Below are 23,755 nucleotides of genomic sequence, written 5' to 3'. Positions count from 1 at the left end.
TGTGCCCAGCCGGTACGACCGTCCTACCGCTGCCTCTGGGATCGCCAGACGAGGAAGAGGGCCGACGCGACGGCCGCGCCCCTGATCACCCACGGCCAGGTGTCGGCGATCGCGTCGCTCATGTGCCCCTTGACGATGGGGTCGCCCCAGCGGCCCTCGGTGCGGCCCCACAGCCACACGACCCCGGCGGTGAGCGCCAGGCCGGGCAGGAACATCACCGCCCACTTGGTCTCCGCCTCGGTCAGCCTCCGTGAGGCGTAGGCGATGAGCCAGCCGAGGAGAAGGACGACGAGGTTTCCGAGGACCGACCCCACGACGAGGAGACCCGCGGCGATCAGCAGGAGGGGGTTGGTCCACTTGCCCTTGGGGAGGGAAGGCAGCCGGCGGCGGCGCGTGACGGGAACCTCGTCGACGGCGGCGTCGGTCGCGGGCTCGGCTTCCGGCGCCTTCTCGACGACCGGCTTCGGCTCCTGCTCGCGCGGCGGGGGCTTGAGCAGCTCCGGGATCTCCACACCGCCCACGAACCCCGCCGGGAGGCTCTCCCCGACCCCGAACGGGGTGCTGTCCGTGCGCCACCAGTCCGGCTGGAGCGCGCTGTTCCCGATCTCGGCCTCGCTCGCGAGGTGGGGCGGCACAGGTGCCTCGTCCACCGTCTCGGCGGGACGCGGCTTCGGCACGGGGACGATACGGCGCAGCCCCTTGGGACGGGGGATGCCGGTGTCCCGGTCCCGCTGCGCGGGGACGGCGGTGGGGGCCGGGGCGGTCCGGGCCTGCGGGGCACCAGTGCCGGTCGTGTCTCCCCCGGAGGAGGTGCCCCCGGCCGCGGTGACGACGTCGTCGGGGCTGCCGAGAAGGGCGATGATCCGGCGCACGGCCGCGGGACTGTCCACGGGGACCTTCGCCCGGCGCCGGTCGATCTCGTTGCGCAGCTCCGAGACCAGGCGCATCCGGGTGCCGGACGGCAACTGCCGCTGCTGGGCCACGTCCCCGACGCGGCTCAGATACTCGTAGACGACCTGGTCGCTCTCGATACCCACGAAGTCCCTCCGGGGGGCGGCGCGTTGAATCCCCGGGGATGACCGTATCGCGCGGGATGCGACCGACGTAGCCACGCGCGGTCGTGCCGTCGGCCGGCTCCCGACCCACGGACCCGGGTCTCGCCGTCGCAGCCACCCGCTAACGTGGGTCGGATGAGCACCTCGGCCACACCGCCCCGCTCCCTCGCAGAGGCTCTCCGCGTCCGGGACGACGCCTCACTGGGCGCGCTCCTGCGTGCCCGCCCCGATCTCGTCACCCCCGTCCCCACCGACCTCACCCAGCTCGCCACGAGGGCCGGCACCCGTGCCTCGGTCGTGCGTGCTCTGGAGCGCCTGGACCGGTTCGCGTTGCAGACCGCGGAGGCGCTGGCCGTAGCGGGGGAACCGGCGTCGTACGCGGAGTTGCTGGGGCTGCTGGCGGGGGACGCCGGGGCGCCCGCCGTCGCCGGAGCGCTGCCGCGTGCCCTCGGGACCCTGCGGGAGCAGGCGCTGGTGTGGGGCGAGGACGAGCGGCTGCGGCTGGTGCGGACCGCGCGGGAGCTGCTGGCGCCCTCGCCGCAGCATCCGTCGCCGACAGGGCTCGGGCCGACGGTGCAGGAGGCCACGGCAGGGATGTCGCCGGGCCGGATCCAGGAGATCGTGACCGCGGCCGGGCTGCCGTCGACGCACGACTCGGTGACCGCCGTCGCCGCGCTGACCGGGCTGTTCACCGACCGCGAGCGGATGGCGACGCTGCTCGCCGAACTCCCGGAGGAGTCCCTGGAGGTACTGCGGCGCCTGGTGTGGGGGCCGCCGTACGGGCAGGTCACGGCGGACCCCGCGGTCCGGCTGCGGCGGCTCCTGGACGTGGGGCTGCTGCTGCCGACGGCGCCCGGGACGGTCGTACTGCCGCGGGAGGTGGCCCTGCATCTGCGCGGCGGGCTCGCGCACCGGATCACCGAACCGCTGCCGCCGGCCGTCGAGCCCATCGCCACGCACCGTCCACAGGTGGTGGACGCGACGGCGGCCGGACAGGCGTACACCGCGCTGGCGACGGTGGAGGAGCTGCTGAAGGACTGGGACGAGGGCGGCCCGGTGGTGCTGCGGGCCGGCGGTCTGAGCGTCCGCGACCTCAAGCGGACCGCCGTCGCCCTGGACGTGTCCGAGCCGGTCGCCGCGTTCTGGGTCGAGCTCGCCTACGCGGCCGGCCTGATCGCCTCCGACGGGGAGGCCGACGAGCGGTACGCGGCGACCCCGGCCTACGACGAGTGGCTGGAGCGGCCCTCGGCCGAACGCTGGGTGCGGCTCGCGGAGGCCTGGCTGACGGCGACCCGGACGGCCGGCCTGGTCGGCGGCCGGGACGCGAAGGACCGCACCCTGTCCGCGCTGGGCCCGGGCCTGGACCGCAGCGCCGCCCCGGAGGTACGGCACCGGGTGCTGACCCTGCTGGCCGGTCTCCCGGAGGGTGCCTCGCCGTCCGTGGAGTCCGTGCAGGCGCGGCTGCGCTGGGAACGGCCGCTGCGAGGCCCCCAGCGGGACGACGACCTGCGGTCACGGCTCACCGAGTGGACGCTGAGCGAGGCGGAACTGCTGGGAGTCACGGGACGCGGAGCGCTGTCGGCCCAGGGACGGGCACTGTGGGGCGCGGCACCGGCGAGGACGCCCCGCGAGGAGCCGTCGGGCCCCGGGGACAAGCTGCCCGTCCACCACCACGCCGCGTCCCCGGTGGAGCCCCTCTCCCCGACCGAGCAGGCCGTGGCCTCCGCCGCGGCCGCCCGTCTCCTCGCCCCGCTGCTGCCCGAACCCCTGGACCATGTCCTGCTCCAGGCCGACCTCACCGCCGTGGCCCCGGGCCCGTTGCAGCGCCACCTGGCGGACGTGCTCGACGTGCTGGCGGACGTGGAGTCGAAGGGCGGGGCGACGGTGTACCGGTTCACGCCGGGCTCGGTACGCCGGGCGCTGGACGCCGGGCAGGCCGCCTCCGACCTGCACGCGTTCCTCGCCGCGCACTCCCGCACCCCGGTCCCGCAGCCGCTGACGTATCTGATCGACGACGTGGCCCGCAGACACGGCCATCTGCGCGTCGGCGCGGCCTCGGCCTACGTCCGCTGCGACGACGACGCCCTGCTGAACGAGATCGTCGCCGACAAGCGCGCCGCTGGCCTGGGCCTGCGCCGGCTGGCCCCCACAGTCCTGGCCGCCCAGGCCGAGCCGACCGTGCTCCTGGAGGGGCTGCGTCAGATGGGCTTCGCGCCGGCCGCCGAGTCCGCCGAGGGCGACGTCCTGATCGCCCGCGCCCACGCCCACCGCACCCCGCCGCGCACGGCGCCGGAGCCGGTCCCGGACGGCCCGCCGGTGCCGGACGCCACACTCCTGTCGGCGGCGATCCGCGCGATCCGCGCGGGCGACCTGGCCTCCACGACCCCGCGCAAGGAGAGCCCCGACCACGGCACCACCGGCGAGCTCCCCCGCACCAGCGCCGCCGAGACCCTCGCCACCATGCAGGCCGCCGTCCTCACCAACGAGGCCCTGTGGATCGGCTACGTCAACGCGGAGGGCTCCGCCAGCCAGCGCGTCATCGCCCCGATCCGCGTCGAGGGCGGCTTCGTGACGGCGTACGACCACACGGCGGACGAGGTACGGACGTATCCGTTGCATCGGATCACGGGGGTGGCGGAGTTGGCGGAGGACTAGGGCGCGCGTGGTCTGCGGATCAACGAGAGCGTCAGCGCTGGGGGCCGCCGCGCTTGCGCTCCAGCATGTGGTGGTGGGTGGCCCTCATCTGCTTCCAGTCCTTACGCATCTCCGAGTGCAGCCGGGCATCGGTCTTGGCCAACATCCACTGGTTCTCCCGCATGAGCTTGCGGTAGCTCTCCAGCCGCCGCTCCGGCAGCGCCCCCCGCTCGATCGCTTCCAGAACGGCGCACCCCGGCTCCGAGAGATGCGCGCAGTCGAGGAAACGGCATTCCCCGGCCAGCGATTCGATGTCCGAGAAGGTCTGCGCGAGCCCGGACTCCGCGTCCCAGATACCGACACCCCGTAGTCCTGGAGTGTCGATGAGCACCCCACCCCAGGGCAGCCGCAGCAGATCACGGGTCGTCGTGGTGTGCCGGCCCTTGCCGTCCTGGTCACGAGTGGCCTGGACGTCCTGGACGCTCTCGCCGAGCAGCGCGTTGGCGAGGGTGGACTTGCCCGCGCCGGACTGGCCGAGCAGCACGGAGGTGCTGTCCGCGAGGATCGCGGACAGCACCTCGATCCCGTCACCCGTCTCGGAGCTGACGGCCAGCACCTGGACACCGGGTGCCGCGGCCTCCGCCTCGGAGAGCAGATAGGACAGCACGGCCGGGTTGTCCACCAGGTCCGCTTTGGTGAGCACCACCAGCGGCTCGGCGCCGCTCTCCCACGCCAGGGACAGAAAGCGCTCGATACGCCCCAGGTCGAGTTCGGCGGCGAGCGAGACGGCGATGACCGCGTGGTTCACGTTGGCGGCGAGGATCTGCGCCTCGGAGCGCTTCGAGGAAGAGGACCGTACGATCGCCGTTCGGCGGGGCAGCAAGGACCGCACCACGCCGTCCGCGTCGTCGGTCGCACCGTTCTCGAGATCGATCACGGCCCAGTCGCCCGTGCACGGCACCCGCATCGGGTCACCGGTCGCCACCAGTGCCGTGTCCGCCGACACCGTACGGACGTCGTCCCCGTCGGGCACCACTGCGTCCACGCGCCCGCGATGCACACGGACGATCCGGCCGGGCAGGAGATCCTGCCCGGCATGCGTGGCGAAACTGTCCGCGAACGCCTCGTCCCAGCCGTAGGCGGTCAGGGGGTGTGCGGAGGAAATGTCGAGACTGAACAACGGGAGGCCCTTCAGGAAGGAGAGGTCCCGGCCATGCGCGCCAACGGCACGAAAAAAGGGAGGAGTTGCGTTAGCCGGAGACCACGGAGGCGGAATTGACGATCTTCTGGATGCGGGCAGCACTCATCGCAATGAGAGTCATCGATACACACCTCCCTCAACAGCCAACGCTGACAGTCCGACAAGGACATCTCGAACATGCCGAGCCTAGCCCAGCCCCGAAGGGCCGCGCCAGCCCACTATTTACGGTGCTCGGCCGCCGCTTCCGGTGCCGACTTCTGCGGGGGCACCTCCCCGGTGACAAAGCCCATGGTGCGTACCTCACGCAGCGTCAGCAGCCCGAGGCTGCTGCCTCCCACGAGGACGGCGGCGAAGACCAGCACTGCGGCGTTGCCGGTCGTGGCGGCGACCGGGGCTGCCAGGGCGAGGCCGAGCGGACGCGCGGCGAAGGAGAGCAGCGCGTCGTAGGAGTCGGCCCGGGCCAGGGTGTGCGACTCGAACCGCTGCTGCATCACGGTCTGCCACACGGTGTTGAGCACGCCCAGCCCGAGCATCGCCACGAAGTACGCGGCCGCGTTCACCGCCGTCGGCGCGGGCACCGCGAACGTCAGCAGCGGCAGGGCGAAGACGGCACCGCCGAGCGAGGTCGCGACGAGCGGGCGCGGGATGGGAAGCCGCGGGGCCAGATAGGCACCGAGCAGCAGGCCGACCATGCCGCACTGGTAGGTGATCACCCAGGAGACGTCACCGCCCAGTTCGCGGAGCGCGATGAGCGGCCCGAGCGTCATCAGGACGCCCGCGGTCAGGTTGGAGATGCCGTGGCCGATCAGATTGGTCCAGAACCAGCGGTGCGAGCGGACCACCTGCCACCCCTCGGCCAGGTCCTTCATGAAAGTGCTGTTGCCCGCCGGACGCTCGTGTCGCGTCACCTTCAGACCGCCCAGTGTGGCGGCGGCCACGATGAACAGCGCCGCGGTGAGCACGAACGACCAGCCGACGCCGATGGTGATCACCATGACGCCGACGATGCCGGGCCCGGCGACAAGGGCGATGCCGCGTGCCGTACCGAGGTGGCTGTTGGCGCGGAGCCGGGCCTCCGGGGGCACCACCGCGGTCACCAGCGGCGACACCGTGGGCGTGCCGATGGCGACGGCGGCGCCGGTGATCGCGGACAGGACGGAGAGATGGAGGATGTTGACGGTGCCGAGCAACAGCTCCACACCAATGATCAGTTGGATAAGGCCACGTACCAAGTCGGCGGCGAATGCCACGCGTTGAGGCGGGAGCCGGTCGGCGAGCACCCCGCCTACCGGCAACAACACCAGCTGCGGGATCAGTTCACAGGCCAGCACCAGACCGAGGTCGGTGGCCGAGCCGGTGGCATGGATGACCGCCAGGGTCAAGGCGGTGGGTACCAGACAGGTGGCCAGCACGGACAGCGTCCGGCCGGCCAGCAATCGCCGGAAACCCGCGATGGGGGTTGACGGGGCAGCAGGGGCTCGCATGGGGTCAGAGTCCGCCATTCATAGGGGCGTGGGGGGCATTCGAGGGTGGTGGCGGGTCAGCGCTGTGACTCCGTGGTCCGCAGCGTCCGCGTCAGTTCGGCGAGCAACTCGGCCGGAGCATCGAGGAAGGCGTGGTGGCCGCCCTCCAGGAGGGTGTCGGTGTATTTTCCGGCGTCCGTGTACGCGCTCCATTCCGTCATCTGATCGGGGCGGATCTCCTGGTCCTCGCGCCAGCCGATCACCCGGATCTCGCAGGGCAGCGGCACCGGTGCCGCCAGGTGGTACTTCTGGTTGGCGGTCACATCGGCGCGCAGGACCCGTAGGCTCATCTGGATCATGTCCGGGGTGGGAGTGCCGCCCATTGACCTGGTCAGTTCGGCCAGCTCCACAGCCAGTTCGGTATTGGTCATCTCCAGAAAACGCCCGAAGGGGCCTATATGCGGGGCGACTTGGGAGGAGACGAACAGCGTACGGGGGGTGGGCAGTCCGGAGTTCGCAAGGTGCAGCGCGGTGGCGAAGCCGGGCAGAGCACCGCCGCAGTGGCCGAAGAAGGCGAAGGGCCGGTCGAAGTGCGGCAGCAGCGCCTCGACCGTCTGCTCGGCGAGCTCTTCGTAGGTGCCGTAGTGGGGCTCGCGGATGCGGTTCTCGCGGCCCGGTGGCTGAATGCGGCAGATCTCGATGTCGCCGACGCGGTCGGGCCACTTGTTGTACATCGATGCGCCGAGGCCGGAGTACGGGAAGCAGAAGAGCCTCGCCGTGCTGTCCTGCTTCGGGGGCCGCAGCAGCATCTTGTTCGGGCGACGGGTCGAGGGCATGGGCCACCCCACTTTCTCGGTGAGTGAGTCGAAGACCGTGGCGGCCTCAGGCCGGTACGGGGCCGTCCACGGTGACGGCTTCGTCGAGAACCTGGGCGGCGGCTTCGTGCAGCCGCGCGGTGAGTGGCATGCTCTTGAAGCCCGCCACGAAGTTGGAGGTCAGGTGCTCGACGGGACCGGCGGGGGTGAAGGTGTCGACGGTGGCGACGATCTCTTCGAACAGCAGCCGCAGCGCTATCCGGGCCAAGGGGGCCCCGATGCAGTAGTGGGGCCCGAACCCGAAGGCCACATGGCGGTTGGGGGAACGGCTCACATCGAAGCGGAACGGGTCGGCGAAGACCTCTTCGTCGCGGTTGGCCGAGCCCAGCCAGGCCACGACCGCGTCTCCGGCCTTCAGCTCCTGGTCGCGCAGGGTGATGTCCTGGGTGACGTAGCGCATGAAGTGGTTGGCGGGGGAGGCCCAGCGCAGCCCCTCCTCGACGGCGCCGGAGATCAGGGACGGATCGGCCAGCAGCCGCCGATACTCCTGCGGGTGCTCGATCAGCGCCAGCACGGTGCCCGCGATCGCGTGCGGTGTGGTGACGTTGGCGCCCAGGAGAAGGCTGTAGCAGTTGTAGACGATCTCGTCATGCCGCAGCTTTCTGCCGTCGACCTTCAGCTCCGTCAGGAAGCCGATCAGATCGTCGTCGGCGAATCCGTGCCTGACACGCCGCTTGACCTGGCCGGAGAAGTACGCGAAGAGTTCGTGGTGTGCGGCGGAAAGGGTGCCCTCGCCTTCTGACTGACGGTACTCGGGGTCGTCGGGGGCGACGGCCATCGTCGTCAGACGGGTGAGCCGGGGCCAGTCGGCCTCGGGCAGCCCCATCAGGGTGCCGGTGAACGCCATCGGGAAGCCCGCGCCGACCGCGGCGACGTCCCAGATGCCGCCGTCCAGCAGCGGGGCGAGCAGCCGGTGCACCACCCTGCGGATCTGCGGCTGGCGGGACTTGAGGGCGCGGTGGGAGAGCACCTTGTTCATCGGCTCGCGCATGGCGGTGTGCACGGGCGGATCACTCGCCGCCATCATCTTGCCGCCGGCCGGGTCCGTACCGCCCAGGATGGACAGCAGGGTGCCGCGGTGTGAGGTGAACCGTGTGTGGTCGCGCAGGACGTCATTGACGTCGTGGTACTTGGTCACCGACCAGAATGAGCGGCCGTCGGCGAGGGTCTGACGGTGCACGGGGGACCGCTCGCGCATGAGCGACCAGATGGCGTGGGGGTCACCACCGGCGTAGAGCGCGGGGTCGAACAGGTCCACCGTGTTCAGGTCGATGTCGGTGCTGCCGGGGTTCGGGATGGATATCTTCATCGGTTTCGCCGTCTCCTGTTCAGGCCGGTCGCCCGGCCGGGGGGCCGTCGCTCTCGCCCTTGGCCAGCAATCCGGTGATGTACGCCGACAGTTCGTCGATCGTCGGGTTCTCGTAGAAGGCCACCGGCGGCACGTTCACGTCGTACTCGGCGCTGATCTCACCGGTGATACGGACGGCCATCAGGGAGTGGCCACCGAGCTCGAAGAAGTCGTCGTCGATGCCGACCGGGGAGAACTCCATGAAATCGGCCCAGAGTTCGGCGAGCCACGCCGCCACCTCGGTGTCGGGGGCCCGGTAGTCGGCACTCAGCTCGGGGCGTTCGGGCTTCGGCGTCGCGGCCAGCCGCGCCCGGTCCACCTTGCCGTTGGAGTTGAGCGGCAGGGCGTCGATCCGGAGGAAGACGGCGGGAAGCATGAAGGCGGGCAGGCTCTGCGCCAGGTGCCGGCGCAACTCGGCGGTGGGGACGGCCGCTTCGCTGACGTAGCAGGCCGTCAGGTGGCGGTCCACGCCCGGCTCCCCCTGCGCGACGACCGCGACATCGGCGATCTCGGGGTGGGCGCGCAGGACGGTCTCGACCTCGCCGGGCTCTATCCGGAAGCCACGGATCTTGACCTGGTCGTCGGCCCTGCCGTGGAATTCGAGCGCGCCGTCGGGGCGGCGGCGGGCCAGGTCGCCGGTGCGGTACATCCGCTCGCCCGGCGTGTCCGAGTACGGGTTCGGTACGAACCGGTCCGCGGTCAGTGCGGGGTTGTTGAGGTATCCATGGGCCAGGCCGAGGCCCGCCGCGTACAGCTCCCCGATCTCACCGTCCATGACTCGTTCGAGGCTCTCGTCGAGGAGGTGGACGCTGGTGCCGTGGATGGGCCGCCCGATGGGGACCGGACCGTCCGCCACGGCGCCGTCGAAGGTGTGACAGGTGGTGAACGTGGTGTTCTCCGTGGGCCCGTAGCCGTTGACCAGGGTGGTGTTCGGCAGCTCACGCAGCGCGCGGTCGATATGTGCGGCGGAGAGCACATCACCGCCGGCGATCAGGTAACGCAGCTCGCGGAGGTCCTGGGTGCCGGACTCGATCACGGCGTGGAACAGCCCCGCGGTCAGCCAGGCGACGGTGACCTTGTTCTTCGCGATGATCGCGGTGAGGTCGGCGGGGGTGAGCTCGCCGGGGGGAGCCACGACCAGACGGCAGCCATTGAGCAGCGCGCCCCAGATCTCGAGGGTGGAGGCGTCGAAGGCCACGGGTGCGAAGTGCAGGAAGACATCGTCGGGCCGTATCGGCAGGAAGTCGGCGTCGATCACCAGGCGTACAACCGCCTGATGGGGCACGCGCACACCCTTGGGTTTTCCTGTCGACCCCGAGGTGTACGCGATGTACGCGGTGTTCTTCGGCGCCGAAGGTACGGTGGGCAGTGTCGCGGGAAAGGACGCGAAGGGTGCGGGGGAAGCGTCGAGAAGGATTGTGGCGGCCGTCCGGCCGAGCCGCTCGGCGAAGTCGGCCGTGGTGATGACGACCTTGGCGCCGGAGTCCTCCAGAAGAGTGGCGTGGCGCTCCCGGGGCTGTCTGGGGTCCAGCGCGACGTAGCCGCCACCGGATTTGAGAACGGCGAGCAGGGCGACTATCAGTCCTGCCGAGCGGTCCAGGCAGATTCCCACGCTGTCCTCGATGCCGATCCCCAGGCCGTGCAGCTGGTTGGCCAATTGGTTGGAGCGGGTGTCCAGTTCGGCGAAGGTCAGGTCCTCGTCGTGTGCGCTGAGCGCCACGCCGTCCGGGTTGAGAGCGGCCTGCCTCGCTAAGAGGGAGTGCACCGATGCTGCGGTCACAGTGCCAACCGACCCGTCCCATGCGGTTCTCGTCGACATTCTCCATCCGTTCTGTGAGTTCATCCGTGCCGGCGGTCAGTCGGCCGAGGGCAGCCCATCGGGCACGGCGGTCCAGACCGCTGACGCCTTGCCGAGAAGCTGTTGTGACGCGTCGAAGACGGCGGTGTCGACGGAGGAGGTTCTGGCGTTCTTACGCCGCAGCGTGCCGACCACGACATAGGTATGACCCGGGGTCGGTGGCCGGGTGATCACCGCGGTCATCCTGCTGAGCACCATGGGCTCGTGGACCGGATCGCCTGTCCACCCGCCGGGACAGTCCAGCACGCTCCAGACGATCTCATCGCGGACACGGCCGTTGGCATCCGCCTGGTCGTCCGCGGGAGTCCACAGACAGGCGACGGTCCCCGGCCGCCCTTCCACCGGACCGGGGGTCAGCGCGAGTCCGTCGGCGGCCGGGCGCGCATGGCCGCAGACGAAGCACGTCGGGAAGGGATGCCCGGTGAACCCCCGGAAGCCGCGAGCGGCCTGCTCGGCCTCGGCGGGGGAGAGGGGATCGGTTCCAGTCGGCTCACCGGCCACCTCAGTAACCGTGGCAATGAGTTCTCCGGCCAGCCGGATCTGGGACCTGCGCTCTCCTCGGTGGAACTCGAGAGGAGTGTCCATCGGCGGTGGGGACAGGAGCGTCACGGCTGCGGCAGCACGCTCGCCGGGCGTGATCAGACCGGCAAAGAGGCCACACGCATAACCGCCCTGTGCAGAATGCGGCGGCCCGTTGAATTGAGACTCGATGATGGGGATACCCAGATCCGACACGACGCGCACAATCCCCCTCAGCTGTGTACCGCGCCAAAGAACGGCAGGATTTATATGCTTTCGCACTGCACCGGATGATGCTCTCGACTCCTTGATCGGATTTGAAGAATAGCCCAACCGTTCCGCGCAGGGCAATGGACTTTTCTCGACTCTCGCTAGGGCGAGGACGCGTGCCCGCCCGAATCCTGCGCGCCCCCTCGAAAACGGCTCGAGGCTGCCTTGGGAATTCCTATGACGTCCGCCGCAAGAGTCGGCGACAGATGTCTGGAACCAGGCTTTCGTGGCTCAGTTCATGCCTGATCAAGAGTGCTTATAACGAGAAAAGGAGGGGCTGTTCGGTGAACCTCAAACGGTCTGGCGCGAACGGGACAGGCCGTGCTTTAATTCCGACGACAGTGGCGAGGGATTTCGATCATCAGTGCCTCTCGCCCGCAATCTCCATCGGGAATCCATCGAGAATCCATCGGTATTCTACCGCCCCCTTGTAAAGCTATTTCCTTCCGATTTCGGCTGCACTGTTTCCCCTTGGCGGGATGCCGTCCGCGCCCGCGCAGAATTACGTCGGTCAGCAAGGACAGTTAAGGAGTGCTCGTGTACGCAGCACCATCCAAGGGTTCGTCCGTGTCCTCGTCCGCATACCGATCGACCGCCGCTCTGTTCCGCGATGTGGCCGCGCACAACGGAGCGCGCGCGGCCGTACGTCATGGCGACACCGAACTGAGCTACACAGAACTGGCGTCGGCGGCCGGCGGACTCGCCCGCTGGCTGCGCGAGGCGGGCATCGGGCGCGGGGATGTGGTGGCCACCGTGGTGGACCGCTCGGTGTGGTCCGTGGTGTCCGTCCTGGGCGCGTGGTCGGTCGGCGCGGCCCATGTCCACCTGGAGTCCTCGGACCCCGAGACTCGCATCGCGGCACTGCTGACCGCGACCGGGGCGCGAGCGGTGCTGACCGATGCGCGCAACCGGCCGCGACTGCCCGAACAGACTCCACCCGTACGGCTGTTGGACGCCTCGTCGGCGACCGCACCGTACGAGCCCTGTGAAGAAACCGATCCGCAGGACACGGCGTATCTCGTCTTCACCTCCGGCTCCACGGGCGTTCCCAAGGCCGTGGACGTCCCGCACCGGGCCGTACTCAACTACCACTTCGGGTTCTGGCGATACCTGGATCCGATCACGACCGTGGACAGCTTCGGCATCGCCACCACCTTCGCCGCCGACCTCGGTCTCATCTCCGTGTTCGGCGCCCTGTTCAGTGGCGCCCGGCTGGACATCTACGACCGAGACACCACGCTCGACCCCGTGGCCCTTGCGGCGGAGCTCAAGAAGCACCCGGTGGAGGCGCTGACGTACACACCCTCCTTGCTCGAGGCGCTAGCAGCACAGCATGACATCGGTGCGCTGTTACCCGGCCGGATGGTCGTCGTCGCGGGCGAGGCGTTCCCCCCACGACTGGCCGCCGCCATCCTCGAAGCCCGCCCCGGCCTGCATGCCGTCAACATGTACGGTCCCTCCGAGGCGACCGTCGCGATGATGCTCCACCGTGTGACGGAGCCGGACATCCGGCGCGCACGCATCCCGGTCGGAAAGGCCATCGACGGGGTCGACCTGCGGTTGCTCGGCGACGACGGCCGACCGGTACCCGACGGCACCCCGGGTGTCCTCCACATCGGCGGCGTCTGCCTCGCCCACGGCTACTTCGGCGACCAGGCCCTCACCGGGCGAAAGTTCACCCACGACGACGCCGGCGAACGCTTCTACCGCACCGACGACCTCATGATCCGCGACAGCGACGGCGTCTACGAGTACCTGGGGCGGGCTGACCGGCAGCTCAAGGTCCGCGGCAACCGCGTGGAGCCTGGCGAGATCGAGTCGGCGCTGCTCTCCGTGGCCGGAATCGAGCAGGCTCTGGTCGTCGGGGAGAGCCCGGCGCCCGACTTGCCGACCGAACTCGTCGCCTACGTGGTCGCGTCCCCGCCCCTCACGCCGGAGGAGATCTCCCGGCAGCTGCGCACCGTCCTGGCCCAGGCGCTGGTCCCGAGCCGCATCGTCGTCGTCGCGGCCATCCCCGTCACGGCGAACGGCAAAGCGGACCTGACCGCGCTGCGCACCCTGGCCCAGGACGGTGCCGTGCCCAGCGGCCCAACGGCCCCTGCGCCGCGCACCGACACCGAGCGGTTCGTGGCCGATCTGTGGTGCTCGGTGCTCGGACGGTCCGAAGTCGGCCGCGACGAGCGGTTCATGGAGATCGGCGGGGACTCCTTCAAGGCCCTGCGGGTCTTCGCCGGCCTGCGCCGCCATTCTCCCGGCCTGACCATCGGACAGCTCTTCGAGTACCCGACGGTCGCCGCGCTGGCCGCCGCCCTCGACGGCGCAGATCCCGCGCACACCGACCGGTCTGCGGCAACCGTCGAACTGTGAGGGACGTCATGGACACGGCGAATGACAGCACCGCGGTGGCCGTGGTGGGCCTGGCCTTCGACTTCCCCCAGTGCGACGACTGGGACTCGCTGACCGAGATCCTGCGCACCGGGCGCGACTGCATGGGGCCGATGCCCACCGCCCGCGCCGAAGCCACCGGCACCACCCGCTCCGACGACGACCAGGAGGGCGGCTGGATCGAGGACATCACGAGCTTCGACCACCGGTACTTCGGTCTCTCCCGCGCCGAGGCGGAGTTGATCGACCCCCGCCAGCGCAAGATGCTCCAACTCGCGGTACGGGCGATCGGCAACGCCGGTTACGCACCTTCGGAACTGAGCGGCCGTGATGTCTGTGTCTACACCGCCGGGTACGGCGGGATCGAACCGACCCTGCACGATCTGCTGCCCGAGGCCGACCGGCGCGAGGGCGCGGCCATCACCGGCAGCATCCGCGCTTTCGCGGCCGGACGGATCGCCTACCACCTGGATCTGCGCGGCACCGCACTGGTCGTCGACACAGCCTGCTCGTCGTTCCTGGTCGCGCTCCACGAGGCGCGCTGGAAACTGGCGCGCGGCGAAGGCGAAGCAGCCCTGGTCGGCGGCTACGAACTCATTCTGGGCCGCCCCCCGCGTCGCCCGGACGGCACCGACGGTCTGGGGGTGCTCTCCGCCACCGGCCGCTGCCGCCCGTTCGACGAGAAGTCGGACGGCGCGACCTTCGGTGAGGGCGGCGGATTCGTCCTGGTCAAACGGCTCGCCGACGCGTTGCGCGACGGGGACACCGTGCACGCGGTGATCCGGGGCAGCGCCGTCAACCAGGACGCCGGGCGCAGCAACGGACTGACGGCGCCCAGCCCCGCGGGCCAGAGCCAGGTGGTCGCAGCCGCCTTGCGGGACGCGGCCGTGGACCCGGCCACCCTCGGTTATGTCGAGGCCCATGGCACCGGCACCCGCATCGGCGATCCGATCGAGGTCCAGGGGCTGACCGACGCACTGTCCGCCTTCCCGGCCGGTCGCTCTCCCGTCACGGCGTGTCCCCTGTCCTCGGTGAAGGGCAACTTCGGCCATCTGGACAGCATGGCGGGCTTCGCGGGTCTGGTCCGGGTCATCGCCCAGTTCCGGGCCGGTGAGATCTTCCCCACCGCCCACTACAGCGCTCCCAACCCCTTGCTCGACATGGATCGAGGCACACTGCGCATCGCCGACCGGTGCGAGCCGTGGCATGCCGGCGACACCCCTCGGCGCGCCGCGCTGAGCAGCTTCGGGCTCAGCAGCACCAACGCCCACATGATCCTTGAGGAGCACCGCGCCTCCGGGCAACCACAGCCGCAGCCGCTCCGGGGCACAGGCTGTTCGGCAGAACCGGCCGAGTACGTCGTCGTGATCTCCGCGCGCGACGAAGAGGGCCTGCGCCAGTACGCCACGCGGCTGCGGGACACCGTCACCGCCGCCCCCGACAGCTTCCCGCTCGCCGCCGCGGCCGATGTCCTGGCCCTGGGCCGCGTACACCCGGAGTTCTTCTTCCACCGGCAGGCGTGGAAAGTGCGCGACACGGCCGGGCTCCTCGACGGTCTGAACGCGTTCCTGTCCGCCACGCCCACGGTCCGCCGTGCGGCCCCCGCTCGCGGCTCCCTCGTCCTGCTCCTCGGCTCGTCCACGGACGCGGATCCGGCGCCGGAGGCCGCGCACCTGCTGGAACTGGCCGGTTCGTATCCCGGCTTCGCCCGTGTGCTGGAGGCGGCCCGGCGGCATCTCCCCGTCGAGCTCTGGACCCCTGTGCAGCGGCAGTTGCTCCGGATCGCCGGCCTGCAGGCACTCCTCGCCGATCTCGGCGTCACTCCGGATCTCGTCCTGGCGCACGGTGTGGGCGCGGTCGCGGCGCGGTACACGCGCGGCGCGGTGGATCTGCCGACCGCCCTGGAGCAGGCGGATGCCGAGGCGCGGGCCGCGGCACCCGACGCGGACCGACTGCGGGCGGCGCTCGCCGGGTTCGCCGACGGGACTGTCCTTCTCGACCTGGCGCCCGGCAGCGCGCTGGCGGCCCTGCGACATGAGTGGCGCGACCCTCGTTTCACGACCGTCACCGCTCTTTCGCCCGCCGACCTGCTCGTCGCATGCCACCGCCACGGCTTCCCCCTGGACTGGCGTACGGCTCTGGGGTCCCGGCCCCGGCGGCGCGTGGAGCTCCCCCTCGCCCCGTTCGCCGAGGAGTGCTGCTGGCCGAGCACCGTTCTCACCGTGCCCGCGACGCAGACGGCGCCAGGTGCGGCACCCACAGGCGAGGCGCGGACCGCCGGCACCGACGCACCGACCCCGGAGGCCGCGGTGCTCGAGGCAGCCAGGGACGTACTCAAAGAGCCCAGGCTCGGCCTTGACGACGACTTCTTCGAGCAGGGCGGGAACTCCCTCAACGGCGTCCAGTTGGTCACCAGGCTGAACCAGCTCCTGGGCACCGAACTCGACGTACTGGAGCTCTTCGACTTCGGATCCCTCCGCGACCTCGCGGCATCGCTCGAAACCGCGAGGTCCCAGGCGCCTGCCCCAACCCCAGCGGTGGCAACGGCCGAGGCGGAGGAAGCGGCCGGCCCGGTCGAAGGCCCCCTCTCCGGACAGCAGAGCGCGATCTGGGCCGCCGTCCAACTCGCCCCCGAATCCGCCGCGTACAACGTGCCGGGCGCCTTCCTCCTGGACGGCCCGGTGGACTCCGGCTGGCTCATCCGGCGTCTCGAAACGGTCGTCCACCGCCACCCGATGCTCCGGGTCGGCCTGCGCGACGGCCAGGACGGCCCCGTCCAGGTGGTCGCCCCGCCCGAAGAGGCCCGGGTCACCCTGGAGAACCTCGACGTCGACCTCCGGCCGCACACCGTGGCCGAGGGCCGCGCGCCCCTGCTCGCCCGGCTCAAGGACCTGGTCAGCCGGCCATTGGACCTGTACTCCTCAACTCCGGCCCGTTATCAGCTCGTTCGCGCCCGCTTCGCCGACGGCGACCAGTACGTCCTCGTCCTCACCTTCCACCATCTCTTCTTCGACGGCTGGTCCTGGCGCGTCCTGATGGACGACCTGAGCCAGGCCGACGTTCGTCCGGCACCCCGGAAGACATATCTGGACTTCGTCCGCGACCAGCGGGAGATGCTGGACGGGGCACGCGGACGGCGGCTGGTCGAGTTCTGGACCGAACGGCTCGACGGGGTGCCGACCGTGGCACTGCCCGCCGACGTCCCGGACGCCGACTTCTCCGAACCGCCCAGCCGCGGCGCGGACCTGCCCCTGATCATCGAGGCCGAACTGGCGGCTGCGCTGCGGGAGATCGCCCGCCGAGAGCGCGGCACTCTCAACATGGTGCTGCTCGCCGGGTGGATGGCGCTGCTGTGGAAGCTCGGGGGCCACCGTGATCTGGCCGTCGCCGGGCCGGTTCCCGGCCGTGTTCCGGGCCATGACGAGGTGATCGGCTGCTACGCCAACACCATCGTGGTCAGGGCCGCCCTGGTGCCCGGTGAACCCTTTGCCGTGCTGCTCGCGGCCGTCCGCGACGCCCAGTTGTCGGCGCTGTCGCACGGCGACCTGCCCGCGGACCGGATCATCCGCATCGCCCGGCCGCACACGGCCGAACCCGCGGCCACGACCAACTTCGGCTTCCAGAACGAGGTCGCGCCGATCACCGGTCTCGGCCCCGGCGGTCCCGGTGTCGAGCTGCTCGACGTCGACTCCGAAGCACCCACGTTCACGCTCAGCGTCTCGGTCCTGGAGTACGGCGACGCCTTGTGGGCGCGGCTGAAGTACGCCACGGACCTGTTCCGTCAGGACACGGCCGCCTCCTGGCTGGAGGAGTACCGCACGCTCCTGCTGCGACTGGCCGACCTCGGCCCCGGCGCCACCCTGTTCGACCTGTTCGACTCGCCGCCCGCAGGCGTCGACTCGCCGGCGATGCCGGACTTCACGTTCTGAGCACCCGCAGGCCCGCGAAGAGGAGAAACCCGCACGTGGACACCACCACCGATTCGACCAGCCTCGCCTCTCGCGAGTTCTGGCTGCAGCGCCGGGACGGGCTACGCGAGGGAGCGCTCGCCACGGCGGAAGCCCTGGGCGGCTCGCACGACCCCCTCCCCGGCGGTCCAGGAACCGCCCGGGCGGCCCTCACACCCGCCACCCGCGCCCACCTGACCCGGATCACCGGCGGCGAACCCCTGCTGTACTGGACCGCCGCCGCGGCTGCCGCCGCCCTCGTGCTGCGCCGGTTCGGCGCCGACGGCGCGGTCACCCTGCTGGCCGGTGCTCCCCTGGGCCACGGCCATCCCGTACACCTTCAGCCGAAGCCCGGTGCGACCTTCCGCGAGTGGCTGGGCAGCGTCCGGTCCGCGGTCGCCGAGACCCTCCCCCACGGCGCCGTCGACGAGGTCCCCCTCAAGGACCTGCGGGAAGGGGACCTGGCGCTCAGCATCGGAGTTCGCCCAGGGACCTCTGCCCAGCAGGACGGCGACGAGGCCGTGTCCCTCGGCATCGACGCCGAGGAGATCACGGTGACCTCCTCGCTGCTGCCCACCGCACGGCTCCGGGCGCTGGCGTCCGGTGTGGCCACGGTGCTGGAGCAGGGCCTGGCCGACCCGGATCGCCGCCTCGCGGACATCAGCGGTCTCGACGACGCCACCCGCCACCGGGTACTGGTCGCCTTCAACGAGACGGCGGAACTGAAGAGCGGCACACCGTACCGCGAACTGCTGCTCGCCCAGGCCGAGTCACGTCCGGACGAGATCGCCGTCCACGACGGCGACGAGTCGTTCACCTACCGCCGGCTGTGCTCGGACGCCACGGCCGTCGCGCTACGGCTGAGGAGCGCGGGAGTCACCCGCGAGAGCCAGGTGGCACTGGTCGCACCGCGCAGCGCCTGGTTCCTCGTCATGGCCGTCGGGGTCCTGTTCGCCGGCGGCGCGTATGTACCGGTGGACCCCGAGATGCCCGCCGAACGCCGCGACCGGCTACTGAGCGGCGCCCGCGTCGTAGTGGCGGGGGACGAGGTGGAGGTGCCGCAGAATCCGGACGCGACCCGGCTGAGCCCCGAGAACCTGCGCGAGGAGGCCGAGTCGGCCGCCGGGACGTACGCCCCCGAGACGATCCGCAAGCTGCTCGGTCCCCCGGCCGCGCCCGCCGATCTCGCCTACGTCATCTTCACCTCGGGCTCGACGGGCACGCCCAAAGGCGCCGGTGTGGAGCACCACTCGTTCCTCAACCTGCTCGCGACCCGGGTACCGGACTACGGCCTGCGCCCCGGCGTGGAGGTCCCGCAGACCGCGCCTCTCACCTTCGACCTGTCCATCTGGCAGATGTTCGCGGGCCTCACCGCGGGCTCGACGATCTGTGTGGTCCCCGATGACGTGGTGCGCGACCCCGCGGCGCTCGCCTCGATGGCGGTCGGCCACCGCTTCGGCTGCCTCGCTCTGGTCCCCACCTTCATCGCCGTCCTCCTCAGTCACTTCGAGGACGAGCCCGGCTCCGCGGCGGCCGTTCGCGCGACCCTGCCGCGCATGATCGCCACGGGTGAGCCGCTCAGCGGCGAACTGGCCCGGCGCTGGCACACCGTCATGTCCGGGGTGGAATTGCTCAACGCCTACGGCCCCGCGGAGGTGGCCGACGACAGTACGGGTGGGCCGGTCACCGCCCACGAGGGGATGTACACCTCCATCGGAAAGGTGCTGCCCAACGTCCGCGTCCATGTTCTGGACACTGATCTTCAGCCCTTGCCACCGGGTGTCGTCGGGCAGGTCCACATCGGCGGCGAGAGCGTGGGCCGCGGCTACATCGGGCAGCCCGCACTGACCGCCGCGGCGTTTGTGCCCGACCCGTTCGCCCCCGAGCCCGGCCGGCGCATGTACCGGACCGGTGACCTCGGCCGGTGGCGGGCGGACGGCAGTGTCGAACTGCTCGGCCGGGCCGACAACCAGATCAAGCTTCGGGGCCGCCGGGTGGAACTCGGCGAGATCGAGCACGCCGTCGAGAGCCATCCCGAGGTGGCGCGCGGTGTCGTCGAACTGCTCAAGGACGACGGCTTGGAAAGGCTCGTCGCCTTCGTCACCACGCAGCCCGGCGGCGCTCCGACTGTCGCCGCGGTCAAGGAATCCGTCGCCGGCCGGCTGCCCGCCTACATGGTCCCCAACGAGGTGCTGCTGCTCGGCGAACTGCCGCGCAACCGAAACGGCAAGGTGGACCGCAAGGCGCTGCGCGCACTCGCCGCCGAACGCAGCGTGGACACCATCGCGTACACCGCGCCGCGCACCCCTCTCGAAGCCGTGCTGTGCGAGCTGTGGGCGAGCTGTCTGCGGCTCGAGCGCGTCGGCGTCACGGACGACTTCTTCTCGCTCGGCGGCGATTCCATCACCGGTATCCGAATCACCCAGGCGGCCGGCCGCCGCGGCGTCGAGTTGCGTCCCCGGCACCTGCTGGAGCACCGCACCGTCGAGGCGCTGGCGAGGGTCGCCCGATGGCGCACGGCCGAGGCCGGCCGGCCCGCCGCCGTATCCCCTTCATCGGAGGCCGACCGCGGGTCCGCCCCGCTCACCCCGGCCCAACTGGCCTTCTTCGCACGCGAGGTGCCGCGCCCGGACTACTGGAACCACGGTGTGCTCTACGCCGTGCGCGGTTCGGTGACCACCGAGCAGGCCGCACGAGCCGTGCGTCTGCTGGCCGAGCGGCACCCCATGCTGCGAGCCCGGATCAACGTGGCGGGCGCCGATTCGACCCAGATGATCGACGAAGAGGCCCCGCCCGTCACCGAGTTCGACCTGCGGGAGGTGGCGGCGAGCGAGGTGGAGGGCCGGATCCACGACTCGGCGACCGCACTCCACGCGGCCCTCGATCTGCGTACCGGACCGGTCTGCCGCGCCGGGCTGTTCCGGCTCGCGGACGGGCTGGAGGACCGGCTGGTCATGATCGTCCACCACACGGTGGTGGACCTCTACTCCTGGAACGTGATCACCGAGGAGCTCTCGGCGATCCTGCGCGACGGCGACGCCGGGTCGCTGGATCCGGTTGGCACCTCCTACACCGAATGGGCCCGCCGCCTCGGTGAACTCGTACGCGAACGGCCGGAGCGACTGAACGCGGACTACTGGCTGACCCGCGACTGGGACGCGTGTGTGCCGGTGGCGGACACCGAGCCGCAGGGCGTCGAGGGAAACACCCAGGAGATCACGTTCGTCTTCGACCGGGATTGGACCCGTCGGTTCACCGACGCGTCGACCGGCGCCGGACTGACCGTGTACGAAGGCCTGTTGGCCGCCCTCGGCACCGGGTTCAAGAACTGGCTCGGTGTCGACGGAGGCACCCTGCAGGTCCAGCTCGGCGGACACGGCCGGGAGGATCTGTTCGACGACGTCGATCTCAGCCGCACGGTCGGCTTCTTCAACACCGCCTATCCCTTCGCCCTGCCGATGCTCGCCGACCCCGCCGACGCCGGACAGGCGCAAGCCGTGGCCGGCTTGATCAGGGACATACCGGGCCGTGGCCTCGATCACGACCTGCTGCGCCACCTCCACCCCGACCCCGGGACGCGCGCCCGGCTCGCCGCTGTCCCGGTCCCCCAGGTGCTCTTCAACTACTGGGGCGAGCCCGCCTATCTGCACGCGGACGGGGCGGCGGGCGCCGGTACGGGCGGCACCCCGGGCCCGCTCGGCGATGTCCGGATCGACATCTCGGGCGACGACCGGCCCGCGGACATGCCCCGCCCGTTCCCGATCGAGATCTACCCCAGCATCGTCGACGGCCGGCTGACGATCCTGTGGCGCTTCAGCGGTGAGGTCTTCACCGCGCCCCGGATGCACGCGCTGGTGGACGCCTATGCCACGGCGCTGCGCACCACGGTTCCCGTATCCGAATCGTCCGACTCGAAATCGTCCGACTCGAAGGAGATGGCCCGATGACCCACGCCGTCGTGGTGAACGCCGAAGCCCAGTACTCGGTCTGGCCCGAGGCCAAGGCCCTGCCGAACGGCTGGGAGGCCACCGGATTCGCCGGGTCCAGGGATGAGTGCCTGGCCCACATCGCGCGGGTGTGGACCGACATCCGCCCAAAGTCCGTGGTCGACGGCGCCTCGTGAAGCGCACCGAACCCACTCCCACGCTGTGGCGCTACGGCTCTTTTGAGGAGACCCGCGTCTACGTCCTGGCCCCCTTCGCCGGCGGCAGCGCGTACGCCATGGGCAACTGGCCCCGGCTACTGCTGCGCGAGGACGAGGCCGCTCTGGTGCTCCAGTACCCCGGGCGCGGACCGCGCGCCGCGGAGCCGCAGGCGACGAGCATCACCGCCCTCGCCGACGAGGCCGCGGATGCGGTCCTGGAACACTCCACCGGCCCCGTGGTCCTGGTCGGCCACAGCCTCGGCGGGGTCCTCGGTCACACCCTGGCCCTGCGTCTGGCGGACGCCGGACGCCCGGTCGAACTGCTGGTCGCCTCCGCGGCACGGCCACCGTCCGCGGCACGCCTGGACGCCGACCAGGTCCTCGCCATGACGGACGAAGAGTGGATCAAGGAGATCACCCGGTACGGCGACTACGACCCCCAGCTGATCGAGGACCCCGACTTGCTGGATCTGATCGTGCCGGTCCTGCGGGCCGACTACCTGATGCTCGCCCGGCACGTCCCCGAGAACCGTCCGGTCCGCTGCCCGGTGCTGGCCGTCGGCGGCGTCGACGACATCTGGGTGACCGGCAATCACCTGGACGCCTGGGGCGAGTGGACCACGGCTGCTCTCACCACCCGCACCCTGCCCGGCGGCCACTTCTACTACCGGGACGATCTGCCGACCCTGACCGGGTTGATCCACGGCGCCCTGGACGGCAACCACGCACGAGAGGTGTCCCGGTGAAACCACTGATCGTGGTGTACGACTTCGGTGCCGCCCAACCCGGCGACATCGCGGTGGGCCTGGGCGACTGGGCGACCTGGGTCTTCGCCGCCGAGCGCAACGACCACACACGGCACATGGCGCCGCTGCTGGAGCAGTTCGCCCCCCTCGTGTGGATCGACTCGCTCGACCAGGCGGTGCAGGAGTTACAGGGCCACGACCCGGGCGGCATCGTGACCTTCAGTGAGAAGGCCCTGCGGCTCACCGGTGAACTGGCGGACCGGCTGGGACTGACCCAGCACAGCCCGGCCACCACCGCGATGCTGACGGACAAGTGGAAGCAGCGCAGCGCGCTGCGCGCGGCCGGGGTCGACTCCGTACGTTTCCATCGCGTGGACTCCGTCGCCGACTGGGCGGACGCCGTCGCCCACGTACGGCTGCCCGCGGTGCTCAAACCCGCCTTCGGAGGCGCCAGCCGCAACACCTTCCTCATCGACGACGAGGCGGCGGGGCTGCGCACCGTCGAGCGCCTGCTGTCAACCGGCACCCCCGGGTACGACCCGGACGGGGCCCTGGTGCTGGAGGAGTACCTGGTGGGGCGGGACTGCGCGCCGTTCGGGGACTACGTCTCGATCGAACAGCTCGTGCAGGACGGCGAAATCGCCGATATCGCCGTCACCGGCAAGTTCCCCATGGTGCCGCCCTTTCGCGAGACCGGAAGGTTCTGGCCCTCGCCGCTGGATCCCGAGGAGACCGAGCAGGTCTTCACCCTGGCCCGGCGTGCCGTGGCGGCGCTGGGCATCACCACCGGTCTGACGCACACCGAGGCCAAACTCACCCCCGACGGGCCCCGGTTCATCGAGGTCAACGGGCGGCTGGGCGGCGGTATCAACGAGCTCGCCGGCCGGGCCATCGGCAGGAACCTGATCGAGTTGGCCGGCCGGATCGCCCTCGGCGAACGCGTCACCGTGCCCGCGCTCCCGGCCGACCGGGTCGTCTACCAGATCACGCACCCCGCGCCCCGCGACGCGTGCGAACTGGTCGAGGTGACGGGCAGCGACGAGATCCGCGCGCTGCCCGAGGTGACCTTGCACCGCCCGTACGCCAGACGGGGCGCCCAGCTGGCGGGCGGCGTGCAGACCCAGGACCTCGATGTCGTCATCGGTGAGACCACCGGCCTGAAGGAACTCGCCGCGGTTTTCGAGGAAGTGGAGTCGCGGCTGCGGTTCACCTTTGCCTTCCCCGGCCGGCCCGGCCTCCGGACGGTCACCGCGGCCGAACTCGGCCGGCTGTGACGCCGGCCCGGATGCCACGACACCACGAAAGGTCAG

Annotated in this window: 14 protein-coding genes; 7 read left to right on the top strand and 7 right to left on the bottom strand. The window is 70.8% G+C overall.

Annotation, left to right across the window (positions count from 1 at the left end; genetic code table 11):
• Window positions 1-23 precede the first annotated feature (23 nt).
• On the bottom strand, window positions 24-1,037 hold the full coding sequence (locus QF037_RS26190) for a hypothetical protein (RefSeq protein WP_307029187.1): 1,014 nt from the start codon (window positions 1,035-1,037) through the stop codon (window positions 24-26).
• Between the two features lie 153 nt (window positions 1,038-1,190).
• Between QF037_RS26190 and QF037_RS26185 the strand changes: the two genes are divergently transcribed.
• A complete protein-coding gene (locus tag QF037_RS26185; RefSeq protein ID WP_307029185.1) occupies window positions 1,191-3,710 on the top strand; it encodes a helicase C-terminal domain-containing protein in 2,520 nt (839 codons plus the stop codon).
• 31 nt (window positions 3,711-3,741) lie between these two features.
• On the opposite strand, the gene rsgA is transcribed toward QF037_RS26185, so the two are convergent.
• The 6 genes from rsgA to QF037_RS26155 all read right to left on the bottom strand — a co-directional run bounded on the left by rsgA (window position 3,742) and on the right by QF037_RS26155 (window position 11,019).
• Entirely contained in the window at window positions 3,742-4,869 is a 1,128-nt protein-coding gene (gene rsgA, locus QF037_RS26180) for a ribosome small subunit-dependent GTPase A (RefSeq protein WP_307029182.1), read from the bottom strand.
• Window positions 4,870-5,108: 239 nt separating this feature from the next.
• Window positions 5,109-6,374: an MFS transporter gene (locus tag QF037_RS26175; protein ID WP_307029180.1), complete on the bottom strand. Its 1,266-nt coding sequence runs from the start codon at window positions 6,372-6,374 to the stop codon at window positions 5,109-5,111.
• A 56-nt stretch (window positions 6,375-6,430) separates the two neighbouring features.
• A complete protein-coding gene (locus QF037_RS26170; RefSeq protein WP_307029177.1) occupies window positions 6,431-7,189 on the bottom strand; it encodes a thioesterase II family protein in 759 nt (252 codons plus the stop codon).
• 46 nt (window positions 7,190-7,235) lie between these two features.
• Window positions 7,236-8,537, bottom strand: coding sequence for a cytochrome P450 (locus QF037_RS26165; RefSeq protein WP_307029175.1), 1,302 nt, complete (start codon window positions 8,535-8,537; stop codon window positions 7,236-7,238).
• 19 nt (window positions 8,538-8,556) lie between these two features.
• Window positions 8,557-10,341, bottom strand: coding sequence for a non-ribosomal peptide synthetase (locus tag QF037_RS26160; RefSeq protein ID WP_307029173.1), 1,785 nt, complete (start codon window positions 10,339-10,341; stop codon window positions 8,557-8,559).
• A gap of 90 nt (window positions 10,342-10,431) precedes the next feature.
• Window positions 10,432-11,019, bottom strand: a complete 588-nt coding sequence (locus QF037_RS26155) for a hypothetical protein (protein WP_307029171.1) — start codon at window positions 11,017-11,019, stop codon at window positions 10,432-10,434.
• Window positions 11,020-11,760: 741 nt separating this feature from the next.
• Here QF037_RS26155 and QF037_RS26150 point away from each other — a divergent pair.
• Genes QF037_RS26150 through QF037_RS26125 form a run of 6 tightly spaced genes read left to right on the top strand, consistent with a single transcriptional unit; the run spans window position 11,761 to window position 23,719 of the window.
• Entirely contained in the window at window positions 11,761-13,590 is a 1,830-nt protein-coding gene (locus tag QF037_RS26150; protein WP_307029169.1) for a non-ribosomal peptide synthetase, read from the top strand.
• An 8-nt stretch (window positions 13,591-13,598) separates the two neighbouring features.
• Entirely contained in the window at window positions 13,599-17,537 is a 3,939-nt protein-coding gene (locus QF037_RS26145; protein WP_307029167.1) for a condensation domain-containing protein, read from the top strand.
• Window positions 17,538-17,572: 35 nt separating this feature from the next.
• Window positions 17,573-21,502, top strand: coding sequence for an amino acid adenylation domain-containing protein (locus QF037_RS26140; RefSeq protein WP_307029166.1), 3,930 nt, complete (start codon window positions 17,573-17,575; stop codon window positions 21,500-21,502).
• Window positions 21,499-21,678 (top strand): MbtH family protein, encoded by a 180-nt coding sequence (locus QF037_RS26135; RefSeq protein WP_171144099.1) that lies wholly within the window; start codon window positions 21,499-21,501, stop codon window positions 21,676-21,678. The genes QF037_RS26140 and QF037_RS26135 overlap by 4 nt, the downstream gene beginning before the upstream one ends.
• Complete coding sequence (locus QF037_RS26130) at window positions 21,675-22,445, top strand: thioesterase II family protein (RefSeq protein ID WP_307029161.1); 771 nt, start codon at window positions 21,675-21,677, stop codon at window positions 22,443-22,445. The genes QF037_RS26135 and QF037_RS26130 overlap by 4 nt, the downstream gene beginning before the upstream one ends.
• Window positions 22,442-23,719: an ATP-grasp domain-containing protein gene (locus QF037_RS26125; RefSeq protein ID WP_307029159.1), complete on the top strand. Its 1,278-nt coding sequence runs from the start codon at window positions 22,442-22,444 to the stop codon at window positions 23,717-23,719. Before QF037_RS26130 ends, QF037_RS26125 begins: the two co-directional genes overlap by 4 nt.
• The last annotated feature ends 36 nt before the right edge of the window (window positions 23,720-23,755 follow it).

It is taken from the genome of Streptomyces canus (assembly GCF_030815415.1).
In the GTDB taxonomy this organism is placed as follows: Bacteria; Actinomycetota; Actinomycetes; order Streptomycetales; family Streptomycetaceae; genus Streptomyces; species Streptomyces canus_F.
The sequence above is the reverse complement of the archived record's forward strand: the minus strand, read 5'-3'. Positions and strand labels throughout refer to the sequence as shown.

Bases quoted from the DNA above. Each gene is read 5' to 3' on its own strand.
- QF037_RS26185 (WP_307029185.1), top strand. From the start codon at position 1,191: ATGAGCACCTCGGCCACACCGCCCCGCTCCCTCGCAGAGGCTCTCCGC.
- QF037_RS26145 (WP_307029167.1), top strand. From the start codon at position 13,599: ATGGACACGGCGAATGACAGCACCGCGGTGGCCGTGGTGGGCCTGGCC.
- QF037_RS26155 (WP_307029171.1), bottom strand. From the start codon at position 11,019: ATGGACACTCCTCTCGAGTTCCACCGAGGAGAGCGCAGGTCCCAGATC.
- QF037_RS26170 (WP_307029177.1), bottom strand. From the start codon at position 7,189: ATGCCCTCGACCCGTCGCCCGAACAAGATGCTGCTGCGGCCCCCGAAG.
- QF037_RS26135 (WP_171144099.1), top strand. From the start codon at position 21,499: ATGACCCACGCCGTCGTGGTGAACGCCGAAGCCCAGTACTCGGTCTGG.
- QF037_RS26175 (WP_307029180.1), bottom strand. From the start codon at position 6,374: ATGCGAGCCCCTGCTGCCCCGTCAACCCCCATCGCGGGTTTCCGGCGA.
- QF037_RS26165 (WP_307029175.1), bottom strand. From the start codon at position 8,537: ATGAAGATATCCATCCCGAACCCCGGCAGCACCGACATCGACCTGAAC.